Origin of the sequence: Devosia albogilva, from assembly GCF_042685625.1 — a bacterium.
Lineage (GTDB): Bacteria > Pseudomonadota > Alphaproteobacteria > Rhizobiales > Devosiaceae > Devosia > Devosia albogilva.
The window spans coordinates 1,566,279-1,583,929 of the sequence record NZ_JBHUNP010000001.1 but is presented as its reverse complement, the minus strand read 5'-3'; the positions used below and the strand labels follow the sequence as shown (position 1 = coordinate 1,583,929).

The following is a 17,651-nucleotide window of genomic DNA, read 5'->3' as shown; positions in this document are numbered from 1 at the left end:
GACTAAACTGACCAAAACCGCCTGACGCCTGTCCCCGGGGCCATCCTCCCCGCCGGGGAGAGGCCGATGAACATGGCCGCGGCCGATCTGGCTGGCGCGGGGCGGATTGGCAAGGGACCGGAGTTCCGAAAAATGGGTTATCGCGTCGCTGTCGTCGGTGCCACGGGCAATGTGGGCCGCGAAGTCCTCAATATCCTCGCCGAGCGCAAGTTTCCGGCCGACGACGTGGTGGCGCTGGCCTCCTCGAAGTCGATCGGCATCGAGATCAGCTATGGGGACAAGGTGCTCAAGGTGAAGGACCTCGAGCACTTCGATTTCTCCGGCACCGACTTCGCCATCATGTCGGCCGGCGGTTCGGTCTCCAAGGACTGGGCGCCGCGCATCGCCGCCGCCGGGGCCATCGTCATCGACAATTCCAGCTACTGGCGCTACCACTCGGACGTGCCGCTGATCGTGCCGGAAGTGAACGGGCACGTGCTCGAGCGCTGGCTGGCCGATCCCAAGCGCAACAACATCATCGCCAACCCCAACTGCTCCACCGCCCAGCTCGTGGTGGCGCTGAAGCCGCTTCATGACGCTGCGACCATCAAGCGCGTGGTGGTGTCGACCTACCAGTCCGTCTCCGGCGCCGGCAAGGCGGGCGTCGACGAGCTGTGGGGCCAGACCAAGGGCATCTTCGTCAACGACCAGCCCACCCCGGCCAAGTTCCCCAAGCAGATCGCCTTCAACGTCATCCCGCATATCGATGTGTTCATGGAAGACGGCTACACCAAGGAAGAGTGGAAGGTGCTGGCCGAAACCAAGAAGATCCTCGATCCCAAGATCAAGGTGAGCTGCACGGCCGTGCGCGTGCCGGTGTTCGTCGGCCACTCCGAGGCGGTCAACATCGAGTTCGACAAGCCGATCAGCGCCGACGAGGCGCGCGACATCCTGCGCGAAGCGCCGGGAATCTCGGTGATCGACAAGCGCGAGGCCGGCGGCTACGCGACCCCGGTGGAATCCGTGGGCGAATACGACACCTTCGTGTCGCGCATCCGCGAGGACGTGACGGTCGAGAACGGCCTTGCCATGTGGGTGGTGTCGGACAATCTGCGCAAGGGTGCCGCCCTCAACACCGTCCAGATCGCCGAAGCGCTGATCGAACGCGGGCTCGAGGCGCGCAAGGCCGCGTAACGCGGGCAGGACGCGGGCACCGCGTTCCTGGCTCCACCCCACCGTCGATCCCTCCCCATCAAGGGGAGGGAGGCGATGAACACCAGCCTCTGGTTTTGTGTGGGCGGGGGCTTCCCACCTAGTGGCCGCGACCCCGCTTTCGCGGGGGCAGGCTCTCGTGCCATGAGGTCCAGGAGATTTCGTCCGGTACCATGCCCCTCCGCGATATTCTCCTGGCCCTGGTCGTCGTCACTGTCTGGGGCGTCAACTTCGTCTTCATTCGCTGGGGCGTCGAGGCCATTCCGCCCCTGTTCATGACCGGCTTGCGCTATGTGGCGGCGGCGCTGCCTGCCGTCTTTTTCGTGCGCCGGCCGCACGTGCCGCTGTCGATCCTAATCGGCTATGGCCTTGCCATCGGCGTGGGGCAGTTCGGCCTGCTGTTCACGGCGATCAGTGTCGGAATGCCGGCGGGACTGGCATCGCTGATCATGCAGGTGCAGGCCTTCTTCACCTTCGCGCTGGCCATCCTGTTTCTCGGCGAGCGGATCAACCGCTTCCAGCTCCTGGGCGCGGTGATCGCCTTTGCCGGCATCGCCCTGATCGCGACGGAACGGCTCGAGCTGCAGGTGCTGGTGCCGCTGCTGATGTGCCTCTTGTCGGCGTTTTTCTGGGGCGCGGCCAATATCATCACCAAGAAGGCGGGCCGCATCGACATGTTCGCCTTCGTGGTGTGGTCGAGCCTGGTGCCGCCCATTCCGCTGTTCGCCCTCTCCATGCTGGTGGAAGGTCCCGATGCCGTCCTGCAGGGGCTGACGCATATCAATGGCCTCGGCCTCGCCTCCATCGCCTTCAACGGCTATGCGGCGACGCTGATCGGGTTCGGGCTGTGGAGCGTGCTGCTTGCCCGCCATCCGGCCGGCACCATCGCCCCGTTCTCGCTGCTGGTGCCGGTGGCCGGCATGATCAGCGCCGCGCTGTTGCTGGGCGAGGGCATTTCCGGGCTGGAACTGGCGGGGAGCGTCGTGGTGTTCATCGGCCTGCTCGTCAACATCTTCGGCCCGCGGCTTAGGGCCCGATTTCAGGCTGCCTGATGCCCCTCCGCCACGTTCTTCTCGCCCTGGTCGTCGTTGCCATCTGGGGCTTCAACTTCGTCGTCATTAAGCTAAGCGTCGAAGCGCTGCCGCCGGTGCTTGCGGCGGCGCTGCGGTTCCTGGCGGCTGCGGTGCCGATGGTGTTCTTCATCAAGCCGCCCAAGGCGCCGTGGTGGATCGTGGTCGGCTTCGGGTTGAGCTTCGGCTTCCTGCTCTACGCCTTCCTCAACGTCTCGATCGCCTGGGGCATGCCGGCGGGCCTGAGTTCGGTGGTGTTGCAGACGCAGGCCTTCTTCACCATGGCCATCGCCTTCATGGTGCTGGGCGAGCGGCCGAGCCGCTTTCAGGTCATGGGGGCGGGCATAGCCTTCGCCGGCATCGGGGTGATGGCGCTGGAGCGGGCGCAGGGTGCCGGGCTGGTGCCGCTTGGCCTCACCATCCTCGCTGCCATCAGCTGGGGCCTCGCCAATGTGCTGACCAAGAAGGCGGGGCGGGTGAACGCCGTCGCCTTCACCGTGTGGGGGGTGCTGGCGGCACCGCTGCCATTGCTGGCGCTGTCGCTCCTGGTCGAAGGTTGGCCCGCGGTCTCGACCGCGCTCGCGGGTTTCGGCTGGGACGATGCGGCGTTGATCGCCTTCCTTGCCTATCCCGCGACCCTGCTCGGTGGCGCCATCTGGGCGTGGCTGCTCGGCCGCCATCCGGCTTCGGTGGTGGCGCCGTTCACGCTGCTGGTGCCCATCACCGGCCTGGCCTCAGGCTATCTGGTGCTGGGGGAGCGGGTGACCGCGCTCGAAATTGCGGGTGGGCTGCTGATCATCGCCGGGATCGGCGTGACCTTGATCAAGCGGCAACCGATCGAAGTGCCGGTGCGCAGCGACTGAAACGACAGGAGCCACCCCGGGGGCGGGGGTGGCTCCATGAAGCGTCCGCCGAAAGCGGACGCTGGATCAGCTCGCCGGAGCGGCGCTGGCCACCAGGGCGTCGTACTCGGCGGCCGACAGCTCGCCATTGCCATCGGCATCGGCGGCAGCGAAGGCTTCCGGGGTGAGGTCCGGCCAGGCGGTCTGGGCCTCGGCCAGCGAAATGCCGGTGCTGAGATCAGCATCGAGCGTCGCAAAGTCGGTGGCAGCGGCTTGCGCATAGGCGGCCGAAGCCAGGCCGAGGGCGAAAACGGAAGTGAGTACGATCTTCTTCATAGGAGGTCTGCTCCATGATGGGGAAAGGCGGCGGCGGGTCTGCCCGCCTCCGACGGTCGCTTCCCTGCGATCCGTGGATGGGAAGATGCTGGCGGTTTGCGGCGGAGGATGGCCAGCAAACGGGTATGATCTGGGTTATTCTGGGCAGGGCCTGCCGCAACGGGGGCAAGTTGTGGCCGAAGATGTTCTCGTGCAATGGCCGGATGTATTCGCCGCCCCATTCATGCCGCACCAGACTCCTGGTGGAGCAGTCATTGTGACATTTGTGCTCACGGGAAAGTATCTTGCAATGCCGTGCCCACAACTCGCTTTCACGCGCGCGTGATCGGCTGCTCGTGGCAAGACGAACTGCCGATGATCACCAGCGATGGAAAGAAGAGCGGCAAAGGCAGGGGCGAGGCGCCCCTCAGAGATCGGGGCGGTAGAAGTCGCCGTCGCCGTTCATCACCCAGAGTTCGCCCGTGGAAATGTCGAACCAGGCGCCGTGGACGGCAAGGCGGCCTTCCTTCTCGAGGGCGGCGACGTAGGGGAAGGTGCGCAGATTGCGGATGGAGTTGCGGATGGAGATCCGCTCCATCGCCGTCTGCCGCTCCGAGTCGGTCAGCAGGGCGTTCTGGCCGAGCTGCGCCGGCAGGTCGCCCAGCATGCTCATCCACTTGCCGATGAAATCGCCATCGTCGAGCGGGGTGTGGGTGTGGCTGAGCGCGGCGCGGATGCCGCCGCAGCGGCCATGGCCCATGATCACGATGTTCTCGATCTCGAGCGCCTTCACCGCGAATTCGATGGCGGCCGAGGTGCCGTGCTGACCGCCATCGGGCTGGTAGGGCGGCACCAGATTGGCGACGTTGCGCAAGACGAACATCTCGCCCGGGCCGGCATCAAAGATCATTTCCGGCGCCGCGCGGCTGTCGCAGCAGGCGATGATCATGGTCGGCGGATGCTGGCCGGCGCTGGCCAGGTCGCGAATCCTGTCCTTCTCGCGGGCATAGCGCCCATCCATGAAGTTGGCGTGGCCCTTGAGGAGATGTTCAGGAAAGCTGTGCATGGACTTCCGATTAGCGTTAGCTAGACGCGAGATCAACTGCGGCCGTGATCGGGCCAATGGGGTAACACGCATGCTCATCTACCGTTTCCTCACCGGCGAGGACGATGCCAGCTTCTGCCACAAGGTGACCAAGGCGCTGTCGGAGGGTTGGCAGCTCCATGGCAGCCCCACCTATGCCTATGACGCGGTCAGCAAGAAGATGCGTTGCGGGCAGGCGGTGACCCGCGTCGCCAAGGACCAGCCCTATGACCCCGACAAGAAGCTGTCCGACTTCTGAAGCCAAATTCTCACCACGCTTGAAGGATATGCGGGTCTTGCATGTGCGGGCGATCGACCGCACATTGCCGGAAACGAGAGTGCCATGAGCGACAAGACCGCCGAGCCCGAAGTCAACTGGGACGAGTTGCGCCCGCAGCTCATCAAGATGGCGCTCGAACTCGGACCGCTGGTGGTGTTCTTCATCGCCAATGCCCGCGCCGATATCTTCGTCGCCACCGCCTGGTTCATGGGCGCGATGGTGGTGTCGCTGGCGCTGACCTGGGCGATCCTGCGCAAGATCGCGGTGATGCCGCTGGTGACCGGCGTCGTGGTGCTGTTGTTCGGCGGGCTGACGCTGTGGCTGCAGGACGATACCTTCATCAAGATGAAGCCCACCATCACCAACTCGCTGTTCGCGGCGGTGCTCTTGGGCGGGCTGCTGTTCGGACAGTCGCTGCTGAAATATGTGTTCGGCGACGTCTACAAGCTCCGCCCCGAGGGCTGGAGCAAGCTGACGCTGAACTGGGGCCTGTTCTTCGTGGCGCTGGCCATCATCAACGAGATCCTGTGGCGGAATTTTTCCACCGACGTGTGGGTGGCGTTCAAGGTCTGGGGCGTGATGCCGCTGACGGTGATCTTCTCGCTGACCCAGGTCTCGCTGCTCAACAAATACGCCCCCGCCAGCGAACCGCCGCATGTGCCGCCGGTGGTGGTGGAGAGCTGAGGGGCTTTTCTACGCACAGTCTTCACCTCTCCCCTGAGGGGAGAGGTCGCCGCTTGCGGCGGGTGAGGGGTTCAGCGCTGTGGTTCTGCCGAGAGTGTGAACCCCTCACCCTAGCCCTCTCCCCTCAGGGGAGAGGGGACGCAGGGCGCAATGCTTGTTTTTATCTCCCCACCACCCCCATCTCTGTCCTCGGGCTTGACCCGAGGACCATTCCCCACACGTGCCGAACTGCAGCTGGCCCTCGGATCAAGTCCGAGGGCAGCTGGTGGTTGGATTGGTGTCGGTGCCGCTCTCGACTCTTGATTTAGGCTGTGCTTATATAAGTATCAGCTAAATCAAAGGAGGAACATCGATGACCTTCGATCTCGCCACCCATCTCGGGCTGGTCAACCGCCGGGTGGAGTCGCTGACCCATGAGGGCGAACCTGCCAAGGCGGTGGTGCTGTCGCGGCGCTATGACACCGACCCGGCCGATCTGTGGGAGGCGCTGACCACGGCCGATCGGCTGCGGCGCTGGTTCCTGCCGGTATCGGGCGAACTCCGGCTGGGCGGGCGCTACCAGTTCGAGGGCAATGCCGGCGGCACCATCACCGAATGCGACCGGCCGCGGCGGCTCGGCGCCACCTGGGAATTCGGCGGCACGGTGAGCTGGGTGTTCGTGACGCTGACCGAGGAGGCGGGGGGCACGCGCCTCGAACTCCGGCACGTGGCGCCGCTCAGCCCGCATTGGGATCAGTTCGGCCCCGGCGCGGTGGGCGTCGGCTGGGATCTCGGCATCATGGGCCTCGCGCGGCACCTGGCGGATCCCTCCATCGAAGTGCCGCCGGAAGCGGCGGCGGAGTGGGCGACGTCGCAGGAGGCGAGGGACGGTTATGCGTTCAGTGCCCGCGCCTGGGGCGAGGCGGCGATTGCCGATGGCGAGGACCCCGAGCACGCCCGCAAGGCCGCCGAGGCCACCCGGGCTTTTTACTGCGGCGAACCCCCGCCGTCCGCCTGATGCACGCCTTCGACGTTCTGGGCGACCCCGTCCGCCGCCGCATCCTCGAACTGCTCGCCGAGGGAGAAATGAGCTCGGGCGAGGTGGTGGCGGTAATCGGAGCGGAATTCGGCATCTCGCAGGCGGCGGTGTCGCAGCACCTGAAAGTGCTGCGCGACAGCGGCTTTGCCACGGTGCGGCCGCAGGCGCAGCGCCGGATCTACACGCTCGACCCCGGTCCGCTACGCGACGTCGACGACTGGCTCGACCATTTCCGCGGCTTCTGGACCCACAAGCTGGAGGCGCTGGCGACCGAAGTGGCGCGGGGCAAGAAGCGGCGGGGGGAGTAGGGCATCCTTCCGCCACGTCATTCCCGCGCAGGCGCGAATCCATTCTTCCGTCGACGTTCAGCAAGAGTGGATCCCCGCCTGCGCGGGGATGACGCCGAATCCTACTGCGCCTTCCGCCCGTACCACACGACCACATTGCCCTTGCTGGTGATCTCGGAGCGCTGGAGCTCGAGGCGGGTGGTGGGGGTGTCGGGGGTGAAGAGGTGCCGGCCCTTGCCGCTGATCACCGGGTGCATGATGAGGCAGAGTTCGTCCATCAGCCCGGCAACCAGCAGCTGGCGGACCAGCGACATGCCGCCCATGACGGCAATGGTGCCGCCCTCGGTCGCCTTGAGCTGGCGGACGAAGTCGAGGAGGTCGCCCTCGATCAGGTGCGAATTGCTCCAGGTGAGGTCGGCCGGCTCGAGCGTCGTCGAGGCGACGTGCTTGGGCACGGCGTTGATGAAGTCGGCGAAGTCGTTGTCCGCGGTGGCATTGGGCCACCACTGCGCCCATTCCGACCAGCCGACCCGGCCCATGAGCACGGTATCCACCGTCGCCATGGTCTCGCCGAGCAGCGCCCCGAGCTCGTTGTCGAAACTGTCGAACTGGAACTGGTCGGGCGACTCGGCGACGCCATCGACGGAATAGAACAGGCCGGCTGTGACTTTGCGCATGATGGTTCCCCGCTGGTGTTGTGGCAGCCGAAGAAGCTGCCGATTGCACTCGCGACGAGTGGGGTGGGGAGATTTCGACGTAGCTACTCCACGAAAATAATACTGGACTTCCGTAGCTGTCTAGCGCCGTTTGGAGCCCAAAACTCAATCATTTCAAGATTGCGTCTCGCACGTTCACCAGTATACTGCGCGATGTCGAGCATATAAGCTTCGTAAATCTTTCCAACTCTGGATCGAACAGTTACCCGTGCATCGCAGTGGTGTAGCAATTTGAGGTCAACTAGTTCCGCAATCATCTTCATGCGTTCGTCTCGAGCGTCCTTAAGCACTAGAAAGCAGTTTGTATGATTCTGCTCGACGCAAAAGTCCGTAATTTCCGCGAAGAAATCCCTTAGTCCTCCGGCCTCATCTGCATCGGTGTCTCGGTTAAATTCGCTCTGTTTGTAATTGTCGTTTTCACCGGCCGCTTTGTTGACATCTTCTGCTCCAACCTTACCACCCCGGGCCAAATCTCCAGACGATATTCTTTCCTTAGAGATTTCAATTGACCTCCTAAAGATGGAAAGGAAATCACGAGCCACGCCACCACTACCAATAACTAGTCTGTCTCTAGCTCCATCTGTCAGAATGTTACTGAGCTTAACCCCGCACTCCTCAGCGAACTGCGTTAGGACCTTAAACAGGAACGTCTTGGTGAGTTGATATTTTTCGAGAGTGACATCGAGGTCTATCTCCTCGCAATCGTCCCCTATTTTCATTCCTTTAGGTGGATCGCCAGGCAAATAATAGTTGGTGCGGTGTCTGATTGTACCGATTTTGAGCCAAATGCCAGTGCCCTTGAGGATTCTATGAAAGTAGTCTACAACGTCGACTTGGTCGTCGCCGCGGATATGATAGAGGTCGTCACGAAGAACGTAACCGACGGAGCTGCCTATGGACGAAATGTCGCTTAAGAGCTCTCGGTAAATCAGTATATTCCGATGCAGGGCAGCTATTTTCGCTTGTAGGTATCTTCTGTCGCACCGGTTTGCTCGTATCGACGTTCGGCAGATTCATTGAAATCTAGTTCGAGATTGGGCACAGAGACCTTCCCCCCACCCTTTGTGTTGGTCAGCTTCCCTTTTGAAGCTGTACGGCTCTCTTTCCTGTCGCTTTCATCGGGAGAATGAAGCAGTGCGTCGAGTTCTCTGACCGTCTTGACCAGCCGCTCCTTAACGCCGGCCAATCTCCCATCTTTGATAGGGCCACGATTGGGCAGGCTACCGATGAGTTTTTTCCAGAAGCTTTGTTTGGAGCCCGGCTCAACCGCTACGCCATCAATCCACTTTCCAAACTCGTTGAACGTGGAGAGCAGGACGCTAACAAGCACGTCGGGGTAGCTGTGGCCTTTGAACGACTCCATATCGATGTATACAATTGGGCTGCGGTCAGCCTGAGCATCAGTCAAGACCTTATGTAGCAGGCTGGATTTTCCAGAACCGCGTCGACCAAAGATGATGTGATGCCGTTTTGAGCGTGCTCTACTAAGAGTATTGCTAGCTGGCTCCACGAAAATCTGGCGCCCTCCTTAGACGAACGTGTAGATTCCTCGATAAGTCCGGAGAGCTTGTCTACTGTCGAGTCATCAAGGACCGACTTTGAGTTCTTCTTTGCCATCTCGTCCTCTGCGATGAAGGGCCGCTGTACGCGGCCCTTCCGTGCCTGCAGTCACCCCAGATGCGCCAGCACCGCCAACAACAGCAGGGCCACGATGTTGGTGATCTTGATCATCGGGTTCACCGCCGGGCCGGCGGTGTCCTTGTAGGGGTCGCCGACGGTGTCGCCGGTGACGGAGGCCTTGTGGGCGTCCGAGCCCTTGAGGTGCTTGACGCCGTGGCTGTCGGTGAATCCGTCCTCAAAGCTCTTCTTGGCGTTGTCCCAGGCGCCGCCGCCGGCGGTCATGGAGATGGCGACGAAGAGCCCGGTGACGATCACGCCCATCAGCATGGCGCCGAGGGCGGAGAAGCCGGCGGCGGGGCCCGCGATCCAGTAGATCACGAAGAAGACGACGATGGGTGACAGCACCGGCAAGAGCGAGGGGATGATCATCTCGCGGATGGCGGCGCGGGTCAGCATGTCGACGGCGCGGGCATAGTCGGGCTTGCTGGTGCCGGCCATGATGCCGGCATCGGCCTTGAACTGGCGGCGCACTTCCACCACCACGGCCTGGGCGGCGCGGCCCACGGCAGTCATGGACATGCCGCCGAACAGGAACGGCAACAGGCCACCGAAGAGCAGACCGACGACCACGTAGGGATCGGCCAGCGAGAAGGTGAGGTTGCCCATGCCGGCAAAGATCTCCGGGGCGTCCGGCAGTCCGGCGAAGTAGATCAGGTCCTGCGTATAGGCGGCGAACAGCACCAGGGCGCCGAGGCCGGCCGAGCCGATGGCATAGCCCTTGGTCACGGCCTTGGTGGTGTTGCCGACGGCGTCGAGCGCATCGGTGTTGTGGCGGACGGATTCGTCGAGCCCGGCCATTTCGGCAATGCCGCCGGCATTGTCGGTGACGGGGCCGAAGGCGTCGAGCGCGACGATGATGCCGGCCAGTGCCAGCATGGTGGCGACCGCCACGGCGATGCCGAACAGGCCCGCCAGCGAGTAGGTGACGATGATGCCGGCAATGATCACCAGCGCCGGCAGGGCGGTCGACTCGAGCGAGACGGCAAGGCCCTGGATGACGTTGGTGCCGTGGCCGGTGACCGAGGCCTCGGCGATGGAGTTCACCGGGCGCCGGTTGGTGCCGGTATAGTATTCGGTGATGACGATGATCAGCCCGGTGATGACGAGGCCCACCACGCCACACCAAAACAGCGACCACGGGGTGAAGGCGTTGCCGGCCCGGTCGCTGGCTTCGATGGCGACGTTCATGTCGCCGAACATCAGCCACAGCACCGGCAAGAGCGCCACGAGCGAGAGCACGCCCGAGGCGATGACGCCCTTGTAGAGCGCGCCCATGATGTTGTTGTCGGCGCCGAGCTTGACGAAATAGGTGCCGATGATCGAGGTGACGACGCAAGCGCCGCCGATGGCGAGCGGCAGCACCATGCCGACCAGCTTGAAGGCGTCGGGCAGGATGATGGCCGCCAGCACCATGGTGGCAACGATGGTCACCACATAGGTTTCGAACAGGTCGGCGGCCATGCCGGCGCAATCGCCGACATTGTCACCGACATTGTCGGCGATGGTGGCGGGGTTGCGCGGATCGTCCTCGGGAATGCCGGCTTCGACCTTGCCGACCATGTCGCCGCCGACGTCGGCACCCTTGGTGAAGATGCCGCCGCCGAGACGGGCGAAGATCGAGATCAGCGAAGCACCGAAGCCGAGCGCCACCAGCGAATCGATGACGGTGCGGCTGGTCGGCTCGAAGCCGAGGACCTGGGTGAGAATGATGAACAGCAGGGTGACGCCGAGCAGGCCCAGACCCGCGACCAGCATGCCGGTGACGGCGCCGGACTTGAAGGCGAGGTCGAGCCCCTTGCCGAGCGAGCCCACCGCCGCCTGGGCGACTCGGACATTGGCGCGGACGGACAGGTTCATGCCGATGAAGCCGGCAGCGCCCGACAGGACGGCACCGATCAGGAAGCCGAGGGCGGCATAGATGCCGAGGAGAAAGAAGGCAGCGATCAGGATCACCACGCCGACAATGGCGATGGTGGTGTACTGGCGCTTGAGATAGGCCGAGGCGCCTTCGCGCACGGCAGCCGAGATTTCCTGCATGCGGGCGGTGCCGGCATCGGCGGCCAGCAGGCCCTGCGTGGTGACCACGCCGTAGACGATGGACAGAGCGCCGCACGCGACGATCAGCCAGAGTGCCAAAGTCATTCTGTTAGTCCTCGGGTTCTTGTGCCTGACGGGAACCCGCACATGCCCAGCACCGACTCTCCCCCTGCGGCACCGGAGCCTGCCCTCCTCGAGCCCCCTCCGAGGGTCGAGATTACGTGGTTTGAGTGGTTAAGCAATGGAAATTGCGCTGTTTTGTCGCGGGCCGGGCGCCCGGGCAAGAAATCAGCGGCGACGCTGTCGAAATGGGCGGAGTTGGCGCGACACTGGTTCGAAGCAAACAGGGAGCAGAACCATGACCGTCGACAACAAGCCCATTGCCGTCGTGGGCATTTATGCCGGCATCGCCGTCGCCGACTTCGCGGCAGGTGTCGTCTGGTATTCCAAACTCATGGGCCGCGCGCCGGACGACCGGCCGATGCCGAACCTGGCGCAATGGCGCAATATGGGCCAAGCGGGCCTGCAGGTGTGGGACGACGCCGAACGCGCCGGAAAATCGCTCGCCACCATCGTGGTGCCGGTGCTGGCGACCGAGCGCGAACGGCTGGCGGCCGAGGGCATCGGCTTTGTCATGGAGGCGGAGGGCGATTTCGGCCGGGTGGCGAAGTTGCGGGACCCGGAGGGGAACGAGATCGCGCTGGCGGAGCCGCCACAGGGGTTTGCGGGCTAGGGCGGTCCCTCCGCAACGTCATCCCCGCGCAGGCGGGGATCCACTCTTTCCGGGAGTGCGGCGGGAGAATGGATTCCCGCCTGCGCGGGAATGACGTGGTGTGTGTGGGAGCACCGAGTCTCCTACTTCACCCGCACCGCGGTCTGGTTCATGCCGTTCTGGTGCAGCACCAGGGCAGGAGAGCGGCCCTCCTCCGGCTCGCCGAACGTGATCTGCGCCTCAACGATGCGGAAAAAGAAGCGGCGTTCGCTTTCGGGGAAGATCTCGAAGCGCTGCTGGCCGGTGAGCTGGGCAAACAGGCGGCCATCTTCGGCGGTGACGGTGATGACGATGCCGGGGGCGAGCAGGTACTCGCCGATATACGCATCAAGGATGGCGGGGTCGATCTCGACCATCTCGCGCGGCTTCGGCTGCTCGCGCAGCGGCACTTCAGGATCGAGGATGTGGAGGCCGATATCCTCGATGCCGGCTTCGGTCACCATGTTGGAGAGCACCACCACCGCCTTGCCGGTGTCGCGGCGGAAGCCGAGGAAGCTGCGATAGCCGGCGGTGATGCCGTTGTGCCAGGCGATCTTGTCATCGGGGGTGACGAACCAGCCGAGGCCGATGGTTTCCCCGGCGTCACCGGTGGGGCGGGTTTGCTCGAACATCAGCGCAAAGGCTTCCGCCAGCGGCGTTTCCGTGGCGCCCGAGGCGGCGGCGGCGAACTTGGCGAGATCGGCCGCGGTGGAGCGCAGGCCTCCTGCGGGGTTGAAGGCATCCATCTCCCAATTGCCCACCGGCTCGCGGGCGGCGTCGTGGCCGGTGGCCAGCCGCTCGGCCTGGGCCGGGTCGGCGCCGATGCTGGACTCATCCATGCCGAGGACTTCGAAGATGCGGGTCTCGACCAGTTCGGCATAGGGCGTGCCGGTGACCTGTTCGAGCACCTGGCCGAGGAGAGCCAGGCCGGCATTGGAATATTCGAAGCTCTCGCCCACCGGCCGGTTGAGCTCGGTTTCGGCGAGCCAGGCCACCAGCTCTTCGGCGGTCGACCCGGCATAGGGGTTGTCGATACCCCGCTCCGTCACCTTCGGGGGCAGGCCGGTGAGGCCGGAATGGTGGGTGGCAAGGTCGAATACGGTGATGGTGTCGCCCTCGCCCCCGGCGATCGTGGTGCCGTCGGGCAGGTAGTCGATCACTGGGGCGTCGAGCTCAAGAGTGCCGGCCAGCACCTCCTGGGCGACAAGAATGTTGGTGAAGAGCTTGCCGATCGAGCCGGCCTCGAACACGGTGTGCTCGTCCACCGGCTGGTCGCTGTCCACGGCGAGCGTGCCGGCGCTGTGGAAGCGGGTGTCGCCATCTTCAATCACGGCGACGGCAATGCCGATATTGGCCAGATCGCGGGTGATGCGGTCGGTGAGGATCTGGTCCACGTCCACCTCCTCTGCCGCAACCGGTGCGGTCAGCATCAGCGTGGCGGCGAGCAGTCCCGTCCAGTGTCGCATGGTCCATCCTCCTCAGGAGGCGGAAGAATTCATCGGCATTGAGACGAGGATGTGGCGCTAGTCGGGGACGCTGCGGGGGCGGCCGGACTGCACTTCGAGCACGCCGATGACCTGGCGCAGGAGCCGGAGAAGCTGTTGCCGTTCGGCTGGCTCGAGCTGTTCGAGGGCGATCTCGTTGGTGGCACGGGTGATCTGTTCCACCACCGGCAGTTTGGCGCGGCCGCTGTCCGTGAGGGCAATGAGGGTGCTGCGGCGATCCTCGGGGTGCGGCTCGCGGGCGATCAGCCCGTCACGCACCATGCGGTTGAGCGTGGCAGTCATGGTCGGCTGTTCCACTGCCGCCCGTTCAGACAGACGCTTGGGCGTCATGGCCCCCTCATCCGCCAATGCGAACAGCACCGGCATATAGGCGGGCATCAGTCCGTGCGGCGCCAGCTGCCGGTCCAGCTCGCGCGCGAACAGCCGGGCGCACCAATTGGTCAGGTAGCCGGCGGACTGGTGGCGATCGAGAACCATTGCTTAGTATGCTCAGTATATGTATAGTATGCTAATCATATGTCTCGGACGGGCTGGTGTCACGGGAGATGTCGGGAATGTCACTGAAGAGTTCGCCGCAACGCTATGGCCGGATGCCGGTCGTGATTCACTGGCTCTCGGCGCTGGCCGTGGTCATCATGCTGGCCACCGGGCTGACCATGGACAGCCTCGGCGACGCTGATCCGGGAGGGATACTCGTGGTGCATGTGCTGGTGGGGGCGACGCTGGCGCTGCTGACCATCCTCCGCATCGTCTGGTGGCTGGCGATCGATCGTCAGCCGGAGGCGCCGGCGGGGCTGAGCCCTGTGCAGGTGTGGAGCGCCCGCATCGTCCATCTCGGGTTGTATCTGACGCTGGTGGTGACGATAGCGTCCGGCATTGCGACGGTGGCGCTCACCGGTGCCGCCCCGGCGATCTTCGGTGGCGGACAATTGCCGGACTTTGAAGCGGTGCCGCCCTTTTTCGCCCATGCGACCGTCAGCCGGGTGCTGCTGATCCTCGCCGTCGGTCACATTGCTGCGGCGCTGTGGCACCAGTTCATTCGCCGCGATCGGCTGCTGGCGCGGATGAGCTGAGCGCCAGGCGCTCGAAGGCCGAGGGCTGCGGCGGGTTGGCCAGCGCGGCAGCAATGGCCGCCGCGCACTCTTCGGGCGACTGCAGGCTGGTGTCGACCTCGAGGTCGTAGAGGCCGGGCTGGTGCACCGCCTCCTGCCAGCGGCGGACCGGTTCGGGCACGCCCGGACCATGGGCGTAGAACCCGCCCTGGGGATCGGCATTGCGCCGCCGCATGATCTCCTTGAGCGGGCAGCGGACGCCGACGAACAGCACCGAAAAGCTGCTCATGCGACGGGCCGATGCCTCCAGAATACCGAGCGGGCGCGAATAGAAATCGTGGTGGCCGAGGTCGGCGACCACGTCGAAACCGGCGCGGGCATGGGCGGCGATGCTGTCATAAAGGGCGGCATAGAGCGCCACCACCGCCGGTTCGAGCTCGGGCCGCTCGCCGCCCGGGCGGAGGCCGATGCCTGGCAGCAGGTCCGGTGGCAGGGTGCGGTTCTGCGCGTCGACGCCGAGGTTGATCCAGCGGCCCGGAACGCCCGCCTGCACTGCGGCGGCAATGGAGGATTTGCCGGAGCGTGGCGCCCCGTTGAGCACCACGATCCGGCCGGTCACGGTCAGCCTTGCGCCTTGTGGCGCTCGATCGAGTCGAGGATCACCTTCTGGGCATCGGCGAGGTTGCCGATCCGGTCGATCTTGGCCCACTTGCCCGGCTCGAGGTCCTTGTAGTGGACGAAGAAGTGCTCGATGCGCTCGAGCTGGATCTTGGGGAAGTCCTCGATGTCGAGGATGTTGTCGTACATGCGGGTCAGCTTGGACACCGGCACGGCAATGATCTTCTCGTCCTGGCCGCCGTCGTCTTCCATGAACAACACGCCCACGGGCCGGGCCCGCACCACGGCGCCGGGCACCAGCGGACGGGAGTTCATGACGATGACGTCGAGCGGATCGCCGTCGCCGCATAGGGTGTGCGGAACGAAGCCGTAGTTCCCGGGATAGCGCATCGGGGTGTAGAGGAAGCGGTCGACGAACAGGGCGCCGGAGGCCTTGTCGATCTCGTACTTGATCGGTTCACCACCCAGAGGGACTTCGATAATGACGTTGAGGTCGTCGGGCGGGTTCTTGCCGGTCGGGATGGCGTCAATGTTCATGGGTCGTTCAGCTTCGTTCATCGAAGGGGAGGAGTGGCCCCGCTTCTGCCCACAAGGGCATTCAAAAGCAAGCCATATCGGCGCTTGGTCGCCCATGCAGGATCGGAGGACACCCGTGCGTTTCGCCCTTGTTGTTGTTGCCGCCACCCTGGCAATGAGCCCGCCTGCCGAGGCGCAGTCGGGGTTCACCAGCGCCTATACCGACCTCGATCTCACCCAGTGCCTGGTGCTCGAGGCCGATGATTTCGGCGCCAGCTGGGCTTGCCCGGGCTACAAGGGTTTTCCGCTGCTGGTGCGCGAGGGCGACCTCCGCTTCTCGCTCGCCTATGGCTTCGAGGCCGAGGCGAACAGCCAGCACGGTACCCAGACCCTGCCGCCCTTCAACCGGCTGGGCGAAAAGCTCGAATGGCGCCTTTCGAACGGGAGCGGCCGCTGGCTGCCGGTTGCGACCATCGTGCGCTACCACACCGCCGACCCGGAAACCGGCGAAGACAAGGGCCAGGTGCTGGTGGTGTCGCAGATCGCGGAGGGCAATTCCTGCCACATCGCCTATGTCGATGCGCTCGCCAATGAGGGTGCCAACGAACTGGCGCGCGAGGCGGCCGAGCAGGCCGGCGACTTCGACTGCGCCAATGACACGCCCGAGGTGATCGGAGACTTCGAAGCCTACTGAGGCTGCGGTCCGGAACGATCACGGTTTCACGCGTGTTGCCTCCGCAAAGCGGAGGCGGGCATGGCGGAAGCAACGGAACGGGCCTCAACGCGGGTCGACTGGCCCGGATATCTCCTGGGCTTCGGGCTCGGCGGGTTCTTCGACGGCATCCTGCTGCATCAGGTGCTGCAGTGGCATCATCTGCTGAGCGGCGTCGAGCAGGCGCGGCAGGATATTGGCGTGCTGATCCTCACCGACGGGCTGTTCCACGTGCTGATGTACGTGGTGACGGCCATAGGGCTGTGGCTGTTGTGGCGGGTGCGGAGCGACTTCGCGGCACCCGGCGCCGACCGGCGATTGCTGGCGGCGGCGCTGATCGGGTTCGGCTTGTGGCACATCGTAGATGGCGTGCTGTCGCATTGGGTGCTCGGCATTCATCGCATCCGCATGGATGTCGATAATCCCCTGTTCTGGGACCTGTTGTGGTTTGCCGTGTTCGGCATCGTGCCGCTGGTGGTCGGCTGGTTGCTGCGGCGGGGCGGCGGCAGGGGACCGCAAGTTGCGAGTTCCCCGTTGTCGCTGGTGCTTGCGGTTGTGGTGGCCGCGCCTCTGGCGGCACTGCCGGCACCGGGCGACGGACCGGTGATGGTGCTGTTCCGGCCGGGTGTGGCCCCGGCCGAAGCGCTGGCAGCGGTGCAGTCGGTCGGAGGCGGGTTGGTCTGGGTCGATGCGGCGCAGCAGCTCTGGGCCATCGAACTGCCGGAGGGTGCCGACGCGACGGCGCTTTACGGGCAGGGAGCGCTGCTGGTCAGCAACTCCATCCTGCCGCTCGGGTGCTTCGACTGGCTGCGGGCCTAGAGGGCCGGGTCCTCGGTCTTTTCGCCGCGGATCTGGTTGCGCAGCACGGTGCGGTCGCGGCTGGAGACGCCGATCAGTTCGGCGATGCGCCAGACCATGTTGTCCTCGAGCTCGTGGTTCTTGCGATCCGCAAAAACTACCGTCCACATCATGCGGATGATCTCGATGCGGTCTTCCATCTCGAGGCGGGTAATGCCGGAAGTGAAGCGGTAGAAATCGACTGCCTCGGCATCGCGCCGCGCCGCTTCGCGCACCAGCTTCTCCACCGCCGATTCGTCGAGACCGTAATGGTCCATCAGCGCGCCCTTGATGGTCTCGCGCTCGGCATCGGTCATGGTGCCGTCGACGGCGGCCAGATGCACCAGCAGCGCCGCCACGGCGAGCTTGGGGTCATGGAGGTCGACCGCCGCCTCGGGCTTGCCGAACAGACGGGAGATGGCCTCGAACATGGCGGTGGGCCTTTCTTCGGGGGAA

At 64.6% G+C, this 17,651-nt stretch carries 22 protein-coding genes; 11 read left to right on the top strand and 11 right to left on the bottom strand.

What is annotated here, in order from left to right:
- The first annotated feature begins 132 nt into the window (after positions 1-132).
- The 3 genes from ACFSX5_RS08020 (at position 133) to ACFSX5_RS08010 (ending at position 3,124) form a co-directional block, all read left to right on the top strand.
- Positions 133-1,173 carry an aspartate-semialdehyde dehydrogenase gene (locus tag ACFSX5_RS08020; protein ID WP_386835600.1) on the top strand — a complete coding sequence of 347 codons (1,041 nt, stop codon included), beginning with the start codon at positions 133-135 and terminating at the stop codon, positions 1,171-1,173.
- A gap of 191 nt (positions 1,174-1,364) precedes the next feature.
- The gene (locus ACFSX5_RS08015) at positions 1,365-2,243 is read left to right on the top strand and encodes an EamA family transporter (RefSeq protein ID WP_386832750.1); all 879 of its coding nucleotides are present in this window, start codon (positions 1,365-1,367) and stop codon (positions 2,241-2,243) included.
- Positions 2,243-3,124 carry an EamA family transporter gene (locus tag ACFSX5_RS08010; RefSeq protein ID WP_386832749.1) on the top strand — a complete coding sequence of 294 codons (882 nt, stop codon included), beginning with the start codon at positions 2,243-2,245 and terminating at the stop codon, positions 3,122-3,124. The genes ACFSX5_RS08015 and ACFSX5_RS08010 overlap by 1 nt, the downstream gene beginning before the upstream one ends.
- Positions 3,125-3,190: 66 nt before the next feature.
- On the opposite strand, the gene ACFSX5_RS08005 is transcribed toward ACFSX5_RS08010, so the two are convergent.
- Positions 3,191-3,439: a hypothetical protein gene (locus ACFSX5_RS08005; protein ID WP_386832748.1), complete on the bottom strand. Its 249-nt coding sequence runs from the start codon at positions 3,437-3,439 to the stop codon at positions 3,191-3,193.
- Positions 3,440-3,845: 406 nt separating this feature from the next.
- Entirely contained in the window at positions 3,846-4,484 is a 639-nt protein-coding gene (locus tag ACFSX5_RS08000) for a carbonic anhydrase (RefSeq protein ID WP_386832747.1), read from the bottom strand.
- Positions 4,485-4,554: 70 nt separating this feature from the next.
- Here ACFSX5_RS08000 and ACFSX5_RS07995 point away from each other — a divergent pair, with 70 nt between their 5' ends.
- From ACFSX5_RS07995 to ACFSX5_RS07980, 4 genes are all read left to right on the top strand, one after another.
- Positions 4,555-4,761 (top strand): DUF1737 domain-containing protein, encoded by a 207-nt coding sequence (locus ACFSX5_RS07995; RefSeq protein WP_386832746.1) that lies wholly within the window; start codon positions 4,555-4,557, stop codon positions 4,759-4,761.
- Positions 4,762-4,845: 84 nt separating this feature from the next.
- Positions 4,846-5,466, top strand: a complete 621-nt coding sequence (locus ACFSX5_RS07990; RefSeq protein WP_386832745.1) for a septation protein A — start codon at positions 4,846-4,848, stop codon at positions 5,464-5,466.
- A 352-nt stretch (positions 5,467-5,818) separates the two neighbouring features.
- Positions 5,819-6,463, top strand: coding sequence for an SRPBCC family protein (locus ACFSX5_RS07985; protein ID WP_386832744.1), 645 nt, complete (start codon positions 5,819-5,821; stop codon positions 6,461-6,463).
- Positions 6,463-6,792 carry an ArsR/SmtB family transcription factor gene (locus ACFSX5_RS07980; protein WP_386832743.1) on the top strand — a complete coding sequence of 110 codons (330 nt, stop codon included), beginning with the start codon at positions 6,463-6,465 and terminating at the stop codon, positions 6,790-6,792. The genes ACFSX5_RS07985 and ACFSX5_RS07980 overlap by 1 nt, the downstream gene beginning before the upstream one ends.
- Positions 6,793-6,893: 101 nt before the next feature.
- Here the strand turns inward: ACFSX5_RS07980 and ACFSX5_RS07975 are convergent, their stop codons facing one another.
- The 4 genes from ACFSX5_RS07975 to ACFSX5_RS07960 form a co-directional block, all read right to left on the bottom strand.
- The gene (locus ACFSX5_RS07975) at positions 6,894-7,448 is read right to left on the bottom strand and encodes a dihydrofolate reductase family protein (RefSeq protein ID WP_386832742.1); all 555 of its coding nucleotides are present in this window, start codon (positions 7,446-7,448) and stop codon (positions 6,894-6,896) included.
- A gap of 83 nt (positions 7,449-7,531) precedes the next feature.
- Positions 7,532-8,206, bottom strand: a complete 675-nt coding sequence (locus ACFSX5_RS07970) for a hypothetical protein (RefSeq protein ID WP_386832741.1) — start codon at positions 8,204-8,206, stop codon at positions 7,532-7,534.
- Between the two features lie 233 nt (positions 8,207-8,439).
- A complete protein-coding gene (locus tag ACFSX5_RS07965) occupies positions 8,440-8,895 on the bottom strand; it encodes a hypothetical protein (protein ID WP_386832740.1) in 456 nt (151 codons plus the stop codon).
- 260 nt (positions 8,896-9,155) lie between these two features.
- Positions 9,156-11,309 (bottom strand): sodium-translocating pyrophosphatase, encoded by a 2,154-nt coding sequence (locus tag ACFSX5_RS07960; RefSeq protein WP_386832739.1) that lies wholly within the window; start codon positions 11,307-11,309, stop codon positions 9,156-9,158.
- A 253-nt stretch (positions 11,310-11,562) separates the two neighbouring features.
- Between ACFSX5_RS07960 and ACFSX5_RS07955 the strand changes: the two genes are divergently transcribed.
- A complete protein-coding gene (locus ACFSX5_RS07955; protein ID WP_386832738.1) occupies positions 11,563-11,937 on the top strand; it encodes a VOC family protein in 375 nt (124 codons plus the stop codon).
- Between the two features lie 122 nt (positions 11,938-12,059).
- On the opposite strand, the gene ACFSX5_RS07950 is transcribed toward ACFSX5_RS07955, so the two are convergent.
- Both ACFSX5_RS07950 and ACFSX5_RS07945 read right to left on the bottom strand, forming a co-directional pair.
- Positions 12,060-13,421, bottom strand: a complete 1,362-nt coding sequence (locus ACFSX5_RS07950) for a serine hydrolase (RefSeq protein ID WP_386832737.1) — start codon at positions 13,419-13,421, stop codon at positions 12,060-12,062.
- 57 nt (positions 13,422-13,478) lie between these two features.
- Positions 13,479-13,937, bottom strand: coding sequence for a MarR family winged helix-turn-helix transcriptional regulator (locus ACFSX5_RS07945; protein WP_386832736.1), 459 nt, complete (start codon positions 13,935-13,937; stop codon positions 13,479-13,481).
- A gap of 77 nt (positions 13,938-14,014) precedes the next feature.
- On the opposite strand from ACFSX5_RS07945, the gene ACFSX5_RS07940 reads away from it, so the two are divergent.
- Positions 14,015-14,533 carry a cytochrome b gene (locus ACFSX5_RS07940; RefSeq protein WP_386832735.1) on the top strand — a complete coding sequence of 173 codons (519 nt, stop codon included), beginning with the start codon at positions 14,015-14,017 and terminating at the stop codon, positions 14,531-14,533.
- Here the strand turns inward: ACFSX5_RS07940 and ACFSX5_RS07935 are convergent.
- Both ACFSX5_RS07935 and ppa read right to left on the bottom strand, forming a co-directional pair.
- Entirely contained in the window at positions 14,496-15,131 is a 636-nt protein-coding gene (locus tag ACFSX5_RS07935; protein ID WP_386832734.1) for a chloramphenicol phosphotransferase CPT family protein, read from the bottom strand. The genes ACFSX5_RS07940 and ACFSX5_RS07935 overlap by 38 nt on opposite strands.
- 2 nt (positions 15,132-15,133) lie before the next feature.
- Positions 15,134-15,667 carry an inorganic diphosphatase gene (gene ppa, locus ACFSX5_RS07930; RefSeq protein WP_386832733.1) on the bottom strand — a complete coding sequence of 178 codons (534 nt, stop codon included), beginning with the start codon at positions 15,665-15,667 and terminating at the stop codon, positions 15,134-15,136.
- 115 nt (positions 15,668-15,782) lie between these two features.
- On the opposite strand from ppa, the gene ACFSX5_RS07925 reads away from it, so the two are divergent.
- On the top strand, positions 15,783-16,340 hold the full coding sequence (locus ACFSX5_RS07925) for a hypothetical protein (RefSeq protein WP_386832732.1): 558 nt from the start codon (positions 15,783-15,785) through the stop codon (positions 16,338-16,340).
- 60 nt (positions 16,341-16,400) lie between these two features.
- Entirely contained in the window at positions 16,401-17,177 is a 777-nt protein-coding gene (locus ACFSX5_RS07920; RefSeq protein ID WP_386832731.1) for a DUF2243 domain-containing protein, read from the top strand.
- Here ACFSX5_RS07920 and ACFSX5_RS07915 read toward each other — a convergent pair.
- Positions 17,174-17,626 carry a tellurite resistance TerB family protein gene (locus ACFSX5_RS07915; RefSeq protein WP_386832730.1) on the bottom strand — a complete coding sequence of 151 codons (453 nt, stop codon included), beginning with the start codon at positions 17,624-17,626 and terminating at the stop codon, positions 17,174-17,176. The genes ACFSX5_RS07920 and ACFSX5_RS07915 overlap by 4 nt on opposite strands.
- Positions 17,627-17,651 lie beyond the last annotated feature (25 nt).

Bases quoted from the DNA above. Each gene is read 5' to 3' on its own strand.
- ACFSX5_RS08020 (WP_386835600.1), top strand. From the start codon at position 133: ATGGGTTATCGCGTCGCTGTCGTCGGTGCCACGGGCAATGTGGGCCGC.
- ACFSX5_RS08015 (WP_386832750.1), top strand. From the start codon at position 1,365: ATGCCCCTCCGCGATATTCTCCTGGCCCTGGTCGTCGTCACTGTCTGG.
- ACFSX5_RS08010 (WP_386832749.1), top strand. From the start codon at position 2,243: ATGCCCCTCCGCCACGTTCTTCTCGCCCTGGTCGTCGTTGCCATCTGG.
- ACFSX5_RS08005 (WP_386832748.1), bottom strand. From the start codon at position 3,439: ATGAAGAAGATCGTACTCACTTCCGTTTTCGCCCTCGGCCTGGCTTCG.
- ACFSX5_RS08000 (WP_386832747.1), bottom strand. From the start codon at position 4,484: ATGCACAGCTTTCCTGAACATCTCCTCAAGGGCCACGCCAACTTCATG.
- ACFSX5_RS07995 (WP_386832746.1), top strand. From the start codon at position 4,555: ATGCTCATCTACCGTTTCCTCACCGGCGAGGACGATGCCAGCTTCTGC.
- ACFSX5_RS07990 (WP_386832745.1), top strand. From the start codon at position 4,846: ATGAGCGACAAGACCGCCGAGCCCGAAGTCAACTGGGACGAGTTGCGC.
- ACFSX5_RS07985 (WP_386832744.1), top strand. From the start codon at position 5,819: ATGACCTTCGATCTCGCCACCCATCTCGGGCTGGTCAACCGCCGGGTG.
- ACFSX5_RS07980 (WP_386832743.1), top strand. From the start codon at position 6,463: ATGCACGCCTTCGACGTTCTGGGCGACCCCGTCCGCCGCCGCATCCTC.
- ACFSX5_RS07975 (WP_386832742.1), bottom strand. From the start codon at position 7,448: ATGCGCAAAGTCACAGCCGGCCTGTTCTATTCCGTCGATGGCGTCGCC.
- ACFSX5_RS07970 (WP_386832741.1), bottom strand. From the start codon at position 8,206: ATGAAAATAGGGGACGATTGCGAGGAGATAGACCTCGATGTCACTCTC.
- ACFSX5_RS07960 (WP_386832739.1), bottom strand. From the start codon at position 11,309: ATGACTTTGGCACTCTGGCTGATCGTCGCGTGCGGCGCTCTGTCCATC.
- ACFSX5_RS07955 (WP_386832738.1), top strand. From the start codon at position 11,563: ATGACCGTCGACAACAAGCCCATTGCCGTCGTGGGCATTTATGCCGGC.
- ACFSX5_RS07950 (WP_386832737.1), bottom strand. From the start codon at position 13,421: ATGCGACACTGGACGGGACTGCTCGCCGCCACGCTGATGCTGACCGCA.
- ACFSX5_RS07945 (WP_386832736.1), bottom strand. From the start codon at position 13,937: ATGGTTCTCGATCGCCACCAGTCCGCCGGCTACCTGACCAATTGGTGC.
- ACFSX5_RS07940 (WP_386832735.1), top strand. From the start codon at position 14,015: ATGTCACTGAAGAGTTCGCCGCAACGCTATGGCCGGATGCCGGTCGTG.
- ppa (WP_386832733.1), bottom strand. From the start codon at position 15,667: ATGAACATTGACGCCATCCCGACCGGCAAGAACCCGCCCGACGACCTC.
- ACFSX5_RS07920 (WP_386832731.1), top strand. From the start codon at position 16,401: ATGGCGGAAGCAACGGAACGGGCCTCAACGCGGGTCGACTGGCCCGGA.
- ACFSX5_RS07915 (WP_386832730.1), bottom strand. From the start codon at position 17,626: ATGTTCGAGGCCATCTCCCGTCTGTTCGGCAAGCCCGAGGCGGCGGTC.